Here is a 14,951-nt window from a genome sequence, read left to right on the forward strand (position 1 = left end):
TCCATTCGGAGAGGAAATGATTGAAGACAAAACGAGCGCAACCGATTGTCTTAGCGATGAGCGATTCTTGGGTTTTATTTGGATAGATACGAAAGTTATACGCTTTATGCTTCAACCTTTCCACCTCTTAATTAGGAACATATGTTCTTACTTTAGGATATCACGGAAGGGAGAATATTCAAAGGCATTCGCCTTACGGCGACGGTATTCATCTCCCCCTTACCACCGGTCTTCGACACGGCGCTTGAAGATGGAGTCTTCTGCCGATGAATGATAAAAAAAGGACCAATGCTATAGAAAGCATTGGCCAAAGAGACGACTGGTTAACTTTTGAGTGAGGGATTAAATTTGAAAAAGTTCCTGAAAGGAATCTTCTTCACAGAATACACTCATCAGTAACAAAGTTACTGACCTACTTATGATCACCACATCATAAATAGTGTAAAATCAATAAGCATCATCGCTTATCTATTCTTATTGTAATATACAAATAATTAAGATTCACCGAAAAGATATTGCGGAAGACCGCAAGGGATTGCGAAGTTACTAGGATATGACATCTTACATCCAGTACTTTACAAAACCGCCGCTTATATTTGGGCTATATAACTTCTTTTTACGCTTTTCCCATTCCGAAATGTCCAATTTATTTCCAGTCCAATGATAGTAAAACTTTTATATTATTTAATTTTCTTACCTTGTATTCTATTCTTGCAAGGGTATCCTTGCGGAGTGCCGCATAATGTGCACGCACCCTTCTGAAAAACCTATCCAATAATATTTTATGCTAAGACCCTTTTATACTATTTCTTTAAGAAAGGAGCTGTCAATGAGCACTCATTTCATAAAATTAAAAGAACCATCCCCAAGTCTGGTGGATAGTTTTAACCGTTGGGAAAATGATCCTGAGCTGATTCCACTCACCCGTCCCAACCAAAACCCATCAGATTTAGAACGACGTTCGCAGATGTCCCAGGACGATTTACAGGCAAGCCTCGCTCATCATAATACTTACCTTATCTATCTGAATGAACAATTAGTCGGCTCGATGAATTACATGGTCGATCCGGGACATCTTTACAAAAAAGAACCGGGTACAGCCTGGATCGGAATTACCATTGGGGAAGCGGAAGGCAGAGGCAAAGGAGCTGGGTATGAAGCAATCCGGTATTTGGAAAAGCAAATCAAGAAACAGGGACTTTCCAGAATTGAACTGGGAGTGTTTGAATTTAACCTCCCTGCCCAGAAGCTGTATCAGAAACTAGGATATAAAGAGATCGGCCGCATTCCTAACTTTACTTATTGGCGGGATCAAATGTGGCAGGATATACGAATGGAAAAATATACGGATGAGATTTAATTGAAACCCTCAAAAAAAAAGATTCCGGAGAACAATATGTTCCCGGAATCTTTTTTAAATGGAGACGTTTACAAATCGACTCTGTCAAACTCCGTGTTAATTATTAAAGATAAGCTCCCGTTTGAGTATGACTCAGTTTCGAGACAATTGGGCCCGTTATTAGAAAGGAGAGGAGGCTTGGTTGGGAAATAACTCGCTTTCCTATGGGGGAACGGTGAGCTTCCTCGCTTGTTTCACTCCCTGCGGGATCTCACCTAGTCCCTTCTCCCATGGGAGTCTCGCCATTTCCCCACCAACCCAGCCACAGGAGAATAACGGACCCTGCCAGAATAGAGTGTGCTCTTTTTCTTAACTCGTCTTAAATGCTCCTATGACAGGCTATTCCCCATCTTTATAGCATGACAGATCCTCATGCTCCCATGCTCATTTTGTCCATCAATAAGATATCTTAAGTGGTTTCGAGTTACTGATTTGGCAAGGTCCGGAGGGGGATGATGAAGACTCCTGCGAGATAAACATGATCGGTGAGACCCCGGAAGTCGCAGACTGAGGAGGCTCAGCACATGCCCACGGAAAGTGTTCAAGAGCGGAATCGCCCCGATAGACACGACACGCATAAGCAGGAAATTCAAAAGGGATGCGTTCTTTCGTCCCGTTGAAATTCCTGCTTATGACGCGAGTGTCTGGGCGATGCAGCTGGCCGAAATCGTCCCCCCGTAGGACCTTCACTCTAACCCAATATCTCGAAATCGAGTATTACACAATCCGGTCCAATAGTGTAATAAGCCTAGTGTGAACTATGCATGTTTGCAAATCCAGTATAATAAATGTCCTGTCTACTGATTATACCGGAAACATACCAGGTTAAGATTGAGCCAGCTTTTCGCGTAAATTCTTCCGCAGGATTTTACCAGTTGTGTTTTTAGGCAGTTCTTCCATGAACTCTATCTGTGAAGGAACTTTATATTTAGCAAGATGCTCCCGGCAGTATTCTTTCAGCGCGTTTTCATTAATCGCAGGATTGCTGCATACCACAAAGCTGATGACAGTTTCCCCAAGGTCAGGGTCAGGCGCTCCAACCACAGCGACCTCGGTAATATCCGGATGGTTATACAGTACTTCTTCCACTTCCCTTGGGTACACATTGTAGCCGCCTACAAGAATCATGTCCTTCTTACGATCTACAATATAAAAATAGCCTTCCTCATCCACCCGTGCCATATCTCCGGTGTACAGCCAGCCTTCCCGAATGGTTACAGCCGTTTCCTCTGGCATCTTATAATAGCCTTTCATCACGTTCGGACCGCGGACGATCAATTCGCCTACCTCCCCGGCCGGAACCTCATCTCCAAGTTCGTCCACCACTTTATTTTCTACATTACGAATATTGGCACCAATAGAACCAGCTTTTCGCGGTCGGTCAAGCGGGTTGAAGGTGGTAACAGGAGAAGCTTCTGACAAACCATACCCTTCTGAGATCCGCACATTAAATTGCTTTTCAAACGACTCCAAAAGAGCAACAGGCAGAGAAGAGCCGCCGGCTATGCAGAGTCTCATGTTAGCAAATGTGTGAACCTGGTCCTTACCGGTTTGCTGCAGGTAATTATACATCGTTGGTACCCCGGCAAAGACGGTAGCTTTATACTCCTCTGCTATTGCAAATACATTCTGCGGAGAGAATTTTGGTACAATTAAAACCGTTCCTCCATTCATCACCGGAGCGTTTAAAGCAACCGTTAAGCAGAATACATGGAACATCGGCAGGGTGGCAATAACACGATCATCCGATGAAATCTGCAAGTAATTTGCGACATCCACGGCATTGGAGTACAAGTTTTTATGCGTGAGCATCGCTCCTTTAGGTTTACCAGTTGTGCCCGAAGTGTAAAGAATGACAGCCGTATCTTCACTATCCAGACTTGGTGGTTCATAATCAAGTTTTCCTTCCGCCAGTACATTTGTAAACGATTTCATTTTTTGGGATAACGGAGAGCTGTTCAAATCAATTCCTGAACCTGTGTCTGCCGTAAAGTAATGATATACCTCTAACTCTTCATCCATCTTTTCAAATTGTTCGAGTAATACATCCATCGTGATGACGGCTTTTACATCCCCGTTTTTCAGAATGTAGCTCATTTCGTCGGCTGTATAAGTCGGATTGATTGGAATAACGGTGACTCCTGCCCGCAGTGCTCCATACAAGCCGATCATAAAGAGCGGACTGTTCCCGCTGACAAGGGCGATGTGGTCCTGTCTCCCGTACCCTAATTCAGTCAATCTGGAAGCAAACTTTGTAACCGATGCATCGAATTCCTGATAACTCACCTTTTGTCCCTGAAATATGTAAGCATCTTTAGAAGGGTTACGCTGAGCTGTTACGGACAACTGTTCACTTAAATTCATGAATGACTCCCCTTTTTTTATTCTGAATGAATAATCATTCATATTATAATTAAAAATTTTCACTCTAATTATAAAATACTGACAATTAATTAGCAAGTTTCGTCAAAGAAGTATAAAAAAGATCCCCCATCGCATGAGGAATCTTTTATCATCTTTATAAGTTAGTTTAATATACGATATCCAAAAACTGCTCTAGACTGATTTTCCCTAAATACTGAGAAATATCAATATCTTCAAGAGCTTCTGCGATCGCCTGACGATTGTACTGCGTACCGATCAGTTTTTCTTCCACATCACTGATATCCCCTACACCAAAGAAGTCACCGTAAATTTTGGCATTTTTAATATAGCCTTTCGCTACGTCCAGACGTACATCATAGCTGCCGGCACCTTCAATGCGCTCAGTGTGCTGAATGTTGAATTTAGGAGATTTGCCATAGTTCCAGTCCCAGTTTCGGTATCTCTCTTCGGAAAGCTTATAGATATTCTCCCAATCTTCCTCAGTTAATTTATATTGAGGTACATCTTTTACATCTTCAACGTCGAAAATATGGTGCAAAATAAGATTTTTAAATTCTTCCATTGAGATTTTTTCTTCAAGAAACTCAGAAATATTTGCTACGCGGCTGCGAATGGATTTGATGCCCTTTGATTTAATTTTTTCAGTTTTCACATTAAGAGCAGAGACGACATTTTCTATTTCTGAATCCAGCATTAGCGTTCCATGACTGAACATCCGCCCTTTGGTGGAAAATTGAGCATTTCCTGAGATTTTACGTCCGTCTTCAGCAACCACATCATTACGACCGGACAATTCCGCGTTTACGCCGATCTGTTTCAATGCCTCTGTTACGGGTTTTGTGAATTTAGCGAAATCGTTAAAGCTGTCTCCATCGTCTTTCGTAATAAAACTAAAGCTTAAATTACCAAGGTCATGGTAAACCGCTCCCCCGCCAGATAATCGACGTACAACATGAATACCGTTCTCCTCCACGTAATTGGTATTAATCTCTTCTACCGTGTTCTGGTTTTTCCCAATAATAATGGAAGGCTCATTTACGTAAAAAAGCAGGTACGTTTCGTTAATATCGAGGTTTTTTAACGCGTACTCCTCAATCGCAAGGTTAATCGTAGGGTCATTGATTCCTTCGTGATCAATAAATAGCATTATTCTCATCCTTTCCACAAAGACTGTTCTAATTCTCTATTGTAATGGTTTCGACATGTTTAGACAATCTATTCTCCCCACGTTAAACCTTCCTCAGCTATTTGAATATGTCCTTGAAAAACATCCTGCGCTTCCTGCAGCAACCTTCCCTGAACACCAAAGTGAGGCAGATGGCTGAGCCAAAGAGTACCTACTGAAGCTTCAGCAGCTATCGAAGCCGCTTCTGTACTTGTCATGTGCCCGGGTCCTTTTCCGTCCATTCCTTTAAAGAAATTGGTATCTGTAATAAGAAGATCCGCATTCCTGGCGAATTCTCCCCACTCAGAGAAATAACTAGTATCCGCTGTATAAACCACTGTTTCATTTCCATCCGTAATACTCATCCCATAACAAGGAACGGGATGCTCTGTTTTTTGAAAATCAATGGTAAACGGCCCTACTTGTAAACTCTGTTTAGGATCATACTCTACTCCTTTGGTGTACTGGTGAGTTAGTGCCTTAAATGCTTCTTTATCTTCCTTATGCCCGTAAATAGGCAGTACCTCATTGGTGTCATTCAAAGAGTTTTGTACAAGATAAGCGTACTGTAAAGGTCCAATGTCGGCTATATGGTCGTGGTGATAATGCGACAGCACCACCGCATCAAGATCAGTAAGATTGGTAAACTGCTGCAGCCGGGATAGTACACCACTTCCGCAATCAACGAGCATTTTGAACCCGTCCTGTTCATATAAATATCCTGAAGTAGCGCTTCCTGCCTCAGGATAGGCTCCCCAATAACCGATTACTGTCACTTTCATTTTTACCACTCCTTGTATCTTTTTACCTATTTTTTAATTGTTTTATAACAGACTGTTGATTTCTGCATATTGTTATAATACAATGACTTTACACTAAATTAATTGGAGGCGATGTAACATGATGAGCGTAATTGAATTCTTCCGTAATTTGCCCGAGAAACAATGCTCCAAGTGCGGTGATGTTATCCAGGAAAAAGCTGATTGCTACGGTAACGTTTGCGACGAATGCGACCACCCGGCTCACTAATTCTAGTATTCCACAAAAAAATGAATCTGGAACATGTAATTTGGAGCAGCTGTATAAAAGCTGCTTTTTTTTTGGAATTTTTTATTTTCCACTTTTCTGTTCTTCAGAACTGTTACATTACAGTTTTAACCCTTGAGATCTGCTTTCCTTCCCGTCACTATCCAGTTACAGCGCTTCAGATTATGCAAGTACTTACTAAACGATTACATAAATTAACACTTATAACAAAGAAGCACCGTCCCATAATAATAAAAGACAAATGCCTCAGACTGTCTATTCAGAGGGGGATTCAACTTTGCTGATAAATATCATATTAGGATTTGTTCTCCCCTGGATTAGCGGAGTTTTTCTTTTTAAACGCGCCCGGGTGTTATTATATACAGTTGTTCCATTTACTGCTTTATTTTCGATGGTAGGTAATCAGTTAGGAGTGCAATTGGGCTTTTGGCTCTTAATTCCTGAAGGAAAAATTCATTTAATGAATACCATCTTTATCGATTTTGGTTATAACCCCATTGTTGCTGCATGGTTTATTTATTTTCTTTACTTTAAACAAATTAGCCGCTGGATTATGTATCCTTTATTTATGGTGCTCTTGAATGGCTTTGAAATTTATGCTTTATCCGTAGGTAAAATCATCTATGATCAGGGCTGGCACATTTTATACTCCGTGATCATCTATGTTATAGGCCTTATCGTTATTGATTGGTATTTCTTCCAATTGAAAAAAGCCGCGAAATCCTTAGCACGACTCTCCTAAAAAAGCTAATTCAACTAATGGAACGAATAGTCGTTTCGATCCCTTTAATTAGGAGCTGCGCTTTTCCGGGGCCGGAGGACCCATTATAGCAGCGCACGGCACAATCGCACTCCTGGGTTGCTGTGGCTGAGATTTGCTTTCCCGGTCACCATCTCCTCCTTAATGGACTCTTGTTAACATAAAATCTACACGATGAATTTATCAAAAGAAAAAACCCACAGAATAGTGGGTTTAATGTATGATTAATTCTTCTTTCCTTGTTGATCCTCTGACTACGAGTTTGTGATCAAACACATGGCTCTTCCCACGCACAGGATCGGGATGAAGCAGCTGTTTCAGTAAGACTTCCACAGTTTTATCAGCTAACTTCTTTACAGGCTGCTCAATCGTTGTGATTGAAGGCACCATAAGAAGCGACAGCATCTGATTATCGAAGCCTACAACCGAAAGGTCTTCAGGAATTTTCCAATCGGAATGGGCAGCTTCATAGATAATTCCTGCCGCCACTTCATCGGAACCGGTAAATATTCCGTCGATATGAGGCATTTCTTTTTTTATATAAGTGAACAGATGCCTGCCGTCCCCTACATCCATCGGCCCCTGGATCACTTGATCTTCCGATGAAGAAAGACCATTTTCCATTAAGGCTTGCTCAAATCCCCGTTTTCTCTCTAATGTTAAGTGCCCTTCCTGTCCACCATGAACAAAGGCTAAGTGTTTACACCCCTGTTCAATTAAATGCTGCACTGCTTCGTAAGCCGCCTGTCTGTGGTCCATATGAATCATCGGCACATGTTTATTTTCCATATATTCATTACACAGCACAATCGGGCCATTTTCCAGGTAAGGTTGAACTAATTCCCAGTCGTTTACTAAAGAAGTCATGATAATGCCATCCACTTGCTTTGTTTTTAATAACTGAAGATAATCGAGCTCTTTCTTTTTTGAATCGTGGGTCTGACAGACAATTACCTGATAGCCTGCCCTGGATGCTTTCTGCTCCATAGATTCTATTAAATTCCCAAAAAAAGGATTGGTTATGCGCGGCAGTAATACAGCAATGGTTTCGGTGCGCTGACTGCGCAGGCGCCGTGCAGAAGAATTAGGAACATACCCGAGTTCGTCCATTGCGTGAAGGATGCGCTGTTTTTTTTCATCTGTTACATAGGGCTGGTCATTAATGACTCTGGATACCGTCGTTCTTGATAAGCCAGCCAGCTTCGCTACATCTTCTATTGTAGCCATTTGATCTCCCCCTGATGATGTTTGCGGTAACTTGAAAACGTTTCCAATTTAAATCATACTAATCCTTCAGTTTTCTTGCAAGCCCTTTCATAATTTAAGAAAAAAAACTACTGCCCGGAGGCAGCAGTTTTAAATACGATTATTCTTTATAGAGGTAAGCACCTTCTCTACCGCTGCTTCCCCTTGATCTATACAATCTGGAAGACCAATTCCACGGTAGGAGCCTCCTGCTAAACAGACACCGGGCAATTGCTTGTCCATTTGTTCCGTGATCTCTGATAAGCGGTCTTTGTGTCCTACTTGATATTGAGGCATAGCGTCATACCAGCGGGTCACAATGGAAAAATCGGGCTTGTCGGTAATGTTCATCGTTTTATTTAAATCATTCAAGGCAATCTCAACAATGTCTTCATCCGGCAGGTTCACCACGTCCTGGTCGTCAGGCTTCCCTACATAGCAGCGAAGCATTACTTTCCCAGCCGGAGTCGAATGGGGCCATTTTTTATGCGTCCACGTACAGGCTGTAATTCTGAAGCTGCTGTTCCGTGACACGACAAAGCCTGTACCATCAATATCTTTCTTAATCGCTGAGGCATCAAATGCCATAGCAACATTAGCTACAGAGGTCGCATTGACTTCTTTAAAAGGATCCATAAAATCGAATTGAGACAGCATACGCTGTGCCTGAAAGTGAGGAACGGCCAGTATGACAGCATCCGCCTCTTCTACGGTTCCATCACTTAACAGCACGTGATAACCTTGAGGCTTTCTCTCAATGTGATCGACTTTTGTATTCTTTCTTACAGAGCCAGGGGCAAGTTTATCTTCTACAGCATCCACTAAGGATTCCAGGCCATGTTCGAGTGTACGGAACATGCTTGGTTTCTTTTCCCCTTTTTTGGGTTTACTGATGGAACGCGTTTTGCGTAACCCTTTAATTAAACTTCCGTATTCCTGCTCTAAGCGGTAAAAATCAGGGAAGGTAGCTTCAAGACTCAGCTTATCAATGTCCCCTGCATAAATGCCGGAAAGTAGCGGTTCGATTAAATTCTCAACCACCTGGCTGCCAAGACGTCTACGGAAAAACAGACCTAACGCCTGATCGCCTTCCACCTGTTTCTTCGGCTTCATCAAATCTAAGGACGCTCTTATTTTTCCAGCTGGAGTAAAAAGGCCGGAAAATAAGAAAGGACGAATACGAGTCGGGATTCCCATAAAAGAACCGCTCGGCATTTTATGAAGTTTACCGTTCACCAGAATGTAAGACTGTCCCGTCCCATTAGGTACAAGCTGATCGCCAAGACCGACTTCTTCAGCCAGTCTAGCGGCGCTTTCTTTACGAGCGAGAAAAGAATCCGGTCCTCTTTCAATCGTAAATCCATCTCTCTTTTCAGTTTTAATTTTTCCTCCTAATTGACCACTCGCTTCGATCAATTGAACATCCAGAGGTAAATTTTTCTGCTTTTGTTCTTTTTGCAGATAATAAGCAGCTGTTAATCCTGAAATGCCTCCGCCAACAATAAGTACTTTTTTTTGTTCCGTCATTCTTATCGCTGCTCTTCTGCTTTTTCAAGTACGACACCAGCAAGGGTGTGGATAAACTTATCATTGGTGTTAGGCATTTCTGGACGGTAGTAATCTGCTCCTACTTCATCACAGACGACTTTACACTCATAGTCATTATCGTAAAGTACTTCCAGGTGATCCGATACAAAGCCTACGGGAGCATAAATGAAGGACGTGTAGCCTTTCTCATGATACAAATCACGGGTCAGGTCCTGTACATCCGGTCCAATCCAAGGATCCGGGGTGTTACCCTCACTTTGCCAGCCGATTTCGTATTGAGTAATTCCAGTCGCTTCACTAATCATCTCAGCGGTTTTCTTCAGCTGATCCGGATAAGGATCACCGCCTTCTAGAATTTTCATAGGAAGACTGTGAGCCGATACGATCAAGCATGTATTTTTCTTTTCTTCTTCTGCAATTTTCGAATACTCAATCAGTATTTTTTCTTTCCAGAAGTCGATGAACCCCGGAGCGTCATACCAGCTTTCCACCGAACGGATGGTTATGCCGTGCTTTTCCGCTTCTTCTTGAGCCCGTCCATTATAAGATTTCACACTGAAGGTGGAATAATGAGGAGCAAGTACAATAGATACGGCTTCTTCAATTCCGTCTTCAGCCATCTGTTGAACCGCCTCTTCTACGAAAGGTTCAATGTGCTTAAGCCCGATGTATAGTTTAAATTCAATTTCGTCCTGATTTTGATTCAAATCATTTCTAAGAGATTCTGCCTGATCGTCTGTAATTCTTGCTAGAGGAGAAATACCTCCAATGGCGTCATAACGATCTCTAAGATCCTGAAGCATTTCATCCGTCGGCTTTCTACCGCGCCGGATGTGTGTGTAATAGCGTTCCAAATCTTCTTCTTTGTATGGCGTACCATAAGCCATAACTAGCAGTCCCATTTGTTTTTTAGCCATGATCGTCACCTCTCACTAAGATTTTGAATATTCATGGACCAGATTGGTCAATCGTTTCAATGTTTCGGGCTTGATATCAGGTGTTACGCCGTGACCAAGATTAAATATATGAGCGGGATGCTTGCGCCCTTCATCTATAATACGCTTCGTCCGCTCTTCAATCACGTCCCAATCGGCCAGGAGCAGAGAAGGATCCAGATTTCCCTGCAACGGCTTAGTAATGCCATTATTTCTTGCTTCGGTAATGGACATTCTCCAGTCAAGTCCCATGACATCTACAGGGAGGTCATTCCATTCCAGAGCCAGATGGCGCGCGCCTACGCCGAATAAAATAAGGGGTACACCCTCCGCACGCAATTCGCTGAAGATTCTTTCCATCACTGGTTTAATAAACGTACGATAGTCTTCCACATTCAGGGCCCCAACCCACGAATCAAAGATCTGAATAGCCCTGGCACCTGCTTTAACCTGAGCACGGACATAGGTGATCACCATATCAGCCAACTTGTCCATTAAAGCGAACCATGTCATTGGTTCACTGTACATCAAGGATTTCGTTTTATTATAGTTTTTGGAAGGGCCGCCTTCCACCATGTAACTAGCCAGGGTAAACGGCGCTCCACTGAAGCCGATTAAAGGAACCGTCAGCTGCTCCTTGGTGAGAAGTCTGATTGTATCCAGAACGTAAGGTACATCGGACTCCGGATCAATGGTCCCAAGGTTTTCTACATCGGCTCTTGAGCGGATCGGATTGTGGATCACCGGTCCGATGCCTTTCTTAATCTCCACATCTACACCTAGCGCAGGAAGAGGAGACATAATATCCTTGTATAAAATTGCTGCATCGACTCCGTACTGTTCCACAGGAAGGCGGGTCACATAAGCGCATAGTTCTGGTTCATGTGTAATTTCAAACAACGAATATTTCTCTTTTAATTTACGATATTCAGGCTGGGATCTGCCTGCCTGACGCATAAACCAAACCGGTGTATGCTCCGTCTTTTCTCCCTGAAAAGCTCTTAAGATCGTATCGTTTTCAATTTTATTCATAATCACCTAGCTCCTTTATCCACGTTCATCGTTCATCGTTCATCCGATTTCCACTATAACGATATATCCTTCTTCTGTATAGAAAAATGAACTAATTTTCACGATATTGTGCGTTTTTTCACAGGTCCCAATTCAAGGTCACTTTATTGGACGGTTCACCTTCTCTTCCTGTCAAAGGATCAAAAGGAACGATATAATACGTGGTCTGATCAAATATTCCAAAGGCATTTACTTTAAACTCGCCTTTTCCAGTTACTTCCCCTACTTTTACATCTTCTCCTTCTTCTTCTCTGTAAATACGGTAAACCAGTCGATCGTCGTCCGCAGGCGTCCAGCTGATCGTTCCGCGGAACCTGGCAAGCCCTGATAAACTTAAAGATCCTGCAGCGTCCTCGATATTAGGCATTTCAATCGGTTCCGGCAAACCTTCTACTCCCTCAGGACGTTCAAAACTTTCTTTTAAATTCTTTTCCTCGTCGATTTGCGATAATATTTCCTTCATCAGTCTTGTAGGATAGCTGCTCCCGCCCTCTAAGCGGTAATTCTCCCCGGCCTGGTCATAGCCCATCCACAACGTTCCGACGTACTCCGGTGTATATCCGGCAAACCATACATCCTTATTATCACCATCCAGGTGCTGCTGGGTCCCTGTTTTCCCTGCCAGTGCTTTACGATAATCACCTGCACTTGCTGTGCCTTCGTTGACTGTGCTTTGCAGCATTTCAGTCATATACCAGGCTGTCTGTGGACTGAACACCTCAGTTTCTTCTTCACTTTGATGCTTATGAATGACTACATCGGATCGATCTTTGATTTGAGTGATCGTGTAACTGTCTGTGACTTTTCCGTTTTGAGCAAAACTGCGATAACCTTCTGCCATTTGCAGAGGAGTATATCCTTCCGTAAGTGCGCCGAGAGCAATCGCCAGTCCCTCGTCTTTCGTCTCAAGTCCAAGCTCTTTTAAATAACCTTTTGCATAATCAATACCCATTTGATCTAGCAGCCACACGGCTGCCACGTTTTTAGACTGGCTAAGCGCCTGATATAGAGACACAGTGCCGTCATATTCACCGTCGTAATTTTCCGGCGTCCATCCATCCGCAAATTCCTGTTTCTCATCAGGAAGAACCGTGTAAGGAGTGTACTTTTCAGTCATAAGGGCTGGTCCATAAACGGCAAGAGGCTTGATGGCAGACGCCGGCTGATGTGCGGTTAATACGCGGTTGATATCCCCGTGTTTAAAATCTCTGCCGCCGACCACCGCGCGCAAGGCTCCTGTTTCATGATCCATCAACGTTAAAGCCCCTTGGACTTCCCCATTCGTACCGGGAACAAATTCTCCGTTCTGCATATTTTCAGAAGCAATCCGCTGAGCAACAGGATCCATTTCCACAATCACGCGGTAGCCTCCGCGTTTTAACTCATCTCTCGAAATGTCATATTTCTCTGCCGCTTCTGCAATTACTAAATCCACATAACTATTCGTCCATGTTTCGGTTTCTGATTCATCTTCTTCCGCTCCCAAGGTTGCCCCCTGGTAACTCTTCATATCGGCAGCCGATATAGTTCCAGTATCATGCATACGCGAAAGAACAAGGTTCCGCCTTGCTTTCGCTTCTTCTGGATTATCAAAAGGAGAATAGGAATTCGGAGCTTTTGGCATGCCGGCGAGCAGCGCCCCCTCAGCTACCGTAAGTTCTGAAGCTGAGCTCTGGAAATAATGCTGCGCAGCGGCCTCAATTCCATAAACACCTTCTCCAAAATAGATCCGGTTTAAATAGAGTTCCAGAATTTCATCCTTCGTAAAATTCCGCTCCAGATAAATGGCGGCCATAACTTCCTTCGTCTTCCTCATCCACGTTTTATCATTGGATAAGGACAGGTTTTTCGCCAGCTGCTGAGTAATGGTACTGGCTCCTTCGACCTTTGCCATAGCGATAATATCTTTGTACACGGCACGGACAATCGATTTAAAATCAATTCCAGAATGTTCATAGAAGCGGCTGTCTTCAATCGCTACAAACGCTTCCTGCACGTGCCCAGGTACATCGGCTAGATCTATAATTTCTCTATTTTTCGTATATATCTCTTCAATTATTTCTCCATCTTTGGTTTCGACAAACGTTTTTTCGTCTAAAACCAGATCTTCTTCACTAACTACTAAACGGCCTCCAAACAGGATGGTTATATAACCTAAAATACCGGCCATTACAAGGATAGCGAGGATTATGCCAGCCCATCGTACACGCCTTGCTGCACGCTGGATCGGCTTAAGATAATCGTATTGTTTCACCTTATATGCACCCTTTCTTGTGCAATCTCTTTCAAACTTGCGGGTTTACCATTTCAATTGCTAAACTGAAATTAATGTTGGAAAGGAGACATCCATTATGAAAGTTTCGATGACAAATGGCACTTTGAATTACTTAGCTAAATTAGACAAACAACATCCAGATGCTCACCTCTTATTTATGCAGGACCAGGATAAAACAGTGGCTTATTACGAAGGAGAGAATCCAATTTTTGAAGAAGGACGCGAGTACGAAATTGTAGACTCTGTCGGCACCCTTCAACCTAAGGGATACGTGGTTATGAATAACATTCCTGTAGCTGACGAAGGTCGTCCTGTATTTGAGGACCGCTTCAAAAATCGTGCAGGGAATGTTGAGAACATGGAAGGTTTTCAGGCGATTCGGATCTTGCGGCCAGTTAAAGGTAATACTTATGTGGTGCTGACTCAGTGGCGCAATGCTCAGGACTTTGAAGACTGGAAGAATTCCCAATCTTTCGAGCAAGCCCACAAAAATTCAGGACCAAAGCACGAGAAAAAGCCTTCATTTATTGATGGAGATGCCTACATTACCAAGTATCAAATGCTTCAGTTAGAGGAATAAACGAAAAGTGAGCGGACAGTGCCGCTCACTTTTTTATTCTTCTGCCTGTCCGGATTCCTCATCTAAAACTTCTTGACGGAAAAAGTTATCAAAAGTGGTTACGGGCTGTTCACCTGAAATCCGTGCTCTTTCTTCTCCGTTTTCATAGTGTACAATGGTCGGCGTACCTTCGATACCATATTTTTCCATCTGCTCTTTAAACTCAAGCACATTCATTTTCTTCATATCTACGCCAAGCTCCTGAGTCATCGGCACTACGATAGGAGTCGTACGCTGACAGTGGACGCAAGTAGGGCTGTAAAAATAAACGGTAGTATCTTCACCGGATTCAATTTGTTCCTCTAGTTCGTCAGGCTGGATTTGATTTTGGTAATTTTCGTTATCCAATTGGTCGATCGTTGCTTGGTTAAGATTATCCTTGCCATAAGGATTATCTGCCGTCTTCTGACTATTCTGGTAGTTCACTACAAAGATCAATACAGCAATTAATACAGCTAAGCCTGTACCAAAAATAATCATTTTTTTCTTCATAATAAAATCC

Annotated in this window: 14 protein-coding genes; 4 read left to right on the forward strand and 10 right to left on the reverse strand. The window is 42.8% G+C overall.

Annotated features, from left to right (window positions below):
* Positions 1 to 124, reverse strand: a 124-nt coding sequence (locus tag ACTWPM_RS19170) for a helix-turn-helix domain-containing protein (protein ID WP_443134619.1), incomplete at its 3' end; no start/stop codon positions are given.
* Between the two features lie 705 nt (positions 125 to 829).
* Between ACTWPM_RS19170 and ACTWPM_RS19175 the strand changes: the two genes are divergently transcribed.
* Entirely contained in the window at positions 830 to 1,360 is a 531-nt protein-coding gene (locus tag ACTWPM_RS19175; RefSeq protein WP_443134585.1) for a GNAT family N-acetyltransferase, read from the forward strand.
* An 864-nt stretch (positions 1,361 to 2,224) separates the two neighbouring features.
* On the opposite strand, the gene ACTWPM_RS19180 is transcribed toward ACTWPM_RS19175, so the two are convergent.
* The 3 genes from ACTWPM_RS19180 to ACTWPM_RS19190 all read right to left on the reverse strand — a co-directional run bounded on the left by ACTWPM_RS19180 (position 2,225) and on the right by ACTWPM_RS19190 (position 5,731).
* Entirely contained in the window at positions 2,225 to 3,763 is a 1,539-nt protein-coding gene (locus ACTWPM_RS19180) for a fatty acid--CoA ligase family protein (protein ID WP_443134586.1), read from the reverse strand.
* 166 nt (positions 3,764 to 3,929) lie between these two features.
* Positions 3,930 to 4,931: a lipoate--protein ligase gene (locus ACTWPM_RS19185; protein ID WP_443134587.1), complete on the reverse strand. Its 1,002-nt coding sequence runs from the start codon at positions 4,929 to 4,931 to the stop codon at positions 3,930 to 3,932.
* 68 nt (positions 4,932 to 4,999) lie between these two features.
* Positions 5,000 to 5,731, reverse strand: coding sequence for an MBL fold metallo-hydrolase (locus ACTWPM_RS19190; RefSeq protein ID WP_443134588.1), 732 nt, complete (start codon positions 5,729 to 5,731; stop codon positions 5,000 to 5,002).
* 118 nt (positions 5,732 to 5,849) lie between these two features.
* Between ACTWPM_RS19190 and yhfH the strand changes: the two genes are divergently transcribed.
* Both yhfH and ACTWPM_RS19200 read left to right on the forward strand, forming a co-directional pair.
* A complete protein-coding gene (yhfH, locus tag ACTWPM_RS19195) occupies positions 5,850 to 5,978 on the forward strand; it encodes a protein YhfH (RefSeq protein ID WP_087946050.1) in 129 nt (42 codons plus the stop codon).
* Positions 5,979 to 6,273: 295 nt separating this feature from the next.
* Complete coding sequence (locus tag ACTWPM_RS19200) at positions 6,274 to 6,738, forward strand: hypothetical protein (RefSeq protein ID WP_443134589.1); 465 nt, start codon at positions 6,274 to 6,276, stop codon at positions 6,736 to 6,738.
* A 231-nt stretch (positions 6,739 to 6,969) separates the two neighbouring features.
* Here ACTWPM_RS19200 and ACTWPM_RS19205 read toward each other — a convergent pair whose 3' ends face one another.
* From ACTWPM_RS19205 to ACTWPM_RS19225, 5 genes are all read right to left on the reverse strand, one after another.
* Positions 6,970 to 7,983, reverse strand: coding sequence for a LacI family DNA-binding transcriptional regulator (locus ACTWPM_RS19205; protein WP_443134590.1), 1,014 nt, complete (start codon positions 7,981 to 7,983; stop codon positions 6,970 to 6,972).
* Between the two features lie 129 nt (positions 7,984 to 8,112).
* Complete coding sequence (gene hemY, locus ACTWPM_RS19210; protein WP_443134591.1) at positions 8,113 to 9,528, reverse strand: protoporphyrinogen oxidase; 1,416 nt, start codon at positions 9,526 to 9,528, stop codon at positions 8,113 to 8,115.
* Positions 9,529 to 9,530: 2 nt separating this feature from the next.
* Positions 9,531 to 10,466, reverse strand: coding sequence for a ferrochelatase (gene hemH, locus ACTWPM_RS19215; protein ID WP_443134592.1), 936 nt, complete (start codon positions 10,464 to 10,466; stop codon positions 9,531 to 9,533).
* 15 nt (positions 10,467 to 10,481) lie between these two features.
* Complete coding sequence (hemE, locus tag ACTWPM_RS19220) at positions 10,482 to 11,516, reverse strand: uroporphyrinogen decarboxylase (RefSeq protein WP_443134593.1); 1,035 nt, start codon at positions 11,514 to 11,516, stop codon at positions 10,482 to 10,484.
* Positions 11,517 to 11,634: 118 nt separating this feature from the next.
* The gene (locus tag ACTWPM_RS19225) at positions 11,635 to 13,809 is read right to left on the reverse strand and encodes a transglycosylase domain-containing protein (protein WP_443134594.1); all 2,175 of its coding nucleotides are present in this window, start codon (positions 13,807 to 13,809) and stop codon (positions 11,635 to 11,637) included.
* A 97-nt stretch (positions 13,810 to 13,906) separates the two neighbouring features.
* Between ACTWPM_RS19225 and ACTWPM_RS19230 the strand changes: the two genes are divergently transcribed.
* Positions 13,907 to 14,410: an antibiotic biosynthesis monooxygenase family protein gene (locus tag ACTWPM_RS19230; RefSeq protein WP_443134595.1), complete on the forward strand. Its 504-nt coding sequence runs from the start codon at positions 13,907 to 13,909 to the stop codon at positions 14,408 to 14,410.
* Between the two features lie 33 nt (positions 14,411 to 14,443).
* Here the strand turns inward: ACTWPM_RS19230 and ACTWPM_RS19235 are convergent, their stop codons facing one another.
* Entirely contained in the window at positions 14,444 to 14,941 is a 498-nt protein-coding gene (locus ACTWPM_RS19235; protein ID WP_443134596.1) for a thioredoxin family protein, read from the reverse strand.
* Positions 14,942 to 14,951 lie beyond the last annotated feature (10 nt).

This window comes from Halobacillus sp. K22 (assembly GCF_052246795.1).
Classification (GTDB): Bacteria; Bacillota; Bacilli; order Bacillales; family Halobacillaceae; genus Halobacillus.

What these genes read in the sequence shown, in the direction of transcription:
- yhfH (WP_087946050.1), top strand. Translation starts at nt 5,850, where the DNA reads ATGATGAGCGTAATTGAATTCTTCCGTAATTTGCCCGAGAAACAATGC.
- ACTWPM_RS19205 (WP_443134590.1), bottom strand. Translation starts at nt 7,983, where the DNA reads ATGGCTACAATAGAAGATGTAGCGAAGCTGGCTGGCTTATCAAGAACG.
- hemY (WP_443134591.1), bottom strand. Translation starts at nt 9,528, where the DNA reads ATGACGGAACAAAAAAAAGTACTTATTGTTGGCGGAGGCATTTCAGGA.
- ACTWPM_RS19235 (WP_443134596.1), bottom strand. Translation starts at nt 14,941, where the DNA reads ATGAAGAAAAAAATGATTATTTTTGGTACAGGCTTAGCTGTATTAATT.
- ACTWPM_RS19185 (WP_443134587.1), bottom strand. Translation starts at nt 4,931, where the DNA reads ATGCTATTTATTGATCACGAAGGAATCAATGACCCTACGATTAACCTT.
- hemE (WP_443134593.1), bottom strand. Translation starts at nt 11,516, where the DNA reads ATGAATAAAATTGAAAACGATACGATCTTAAGAGCTTTTCAGGGAGAA.
- ACTWPM_RS19180 (WP_443134586.1), bottom strand. Translation starts at nt 3,763, where the DNA reads ATGAATTTAAGTGAACAGTTGTCCGTAACAGCTCAGCGTAACCCTTCT.
- ACTWPM_RS19190 (WP_443134588.1), bottom strand. Translation starts at nt 5,731, where the DNA reads ATGAAAGTGACAGTAATCGGTTATTGGGGAGCCTATCCTGAGGCAGGA.
- ACTWPM_RS19230 (WP_443134595.1), top strand. Translation starts at nt 13,907, where the DNA reads ATGAAAGTTTCGATGACAAATGGCACTTTGAATTACTTAGCTAAATTA.
- hemH (WP_443134592.1), bottom strand. Translation starts at nt 10,466, where the DNA reads ATGGCTAAAAAACAAATGGGACTGCTAGTTATGGCTTATGGTACGCCA.
- ACTWPM_RS19175 (WP_443134585.1), top strand. Translation starts at nt 830, where the DNA reads ATGAGCACTCATTTCATAAAATTAAAAGAACCATCCCCAAGTCTGGTG.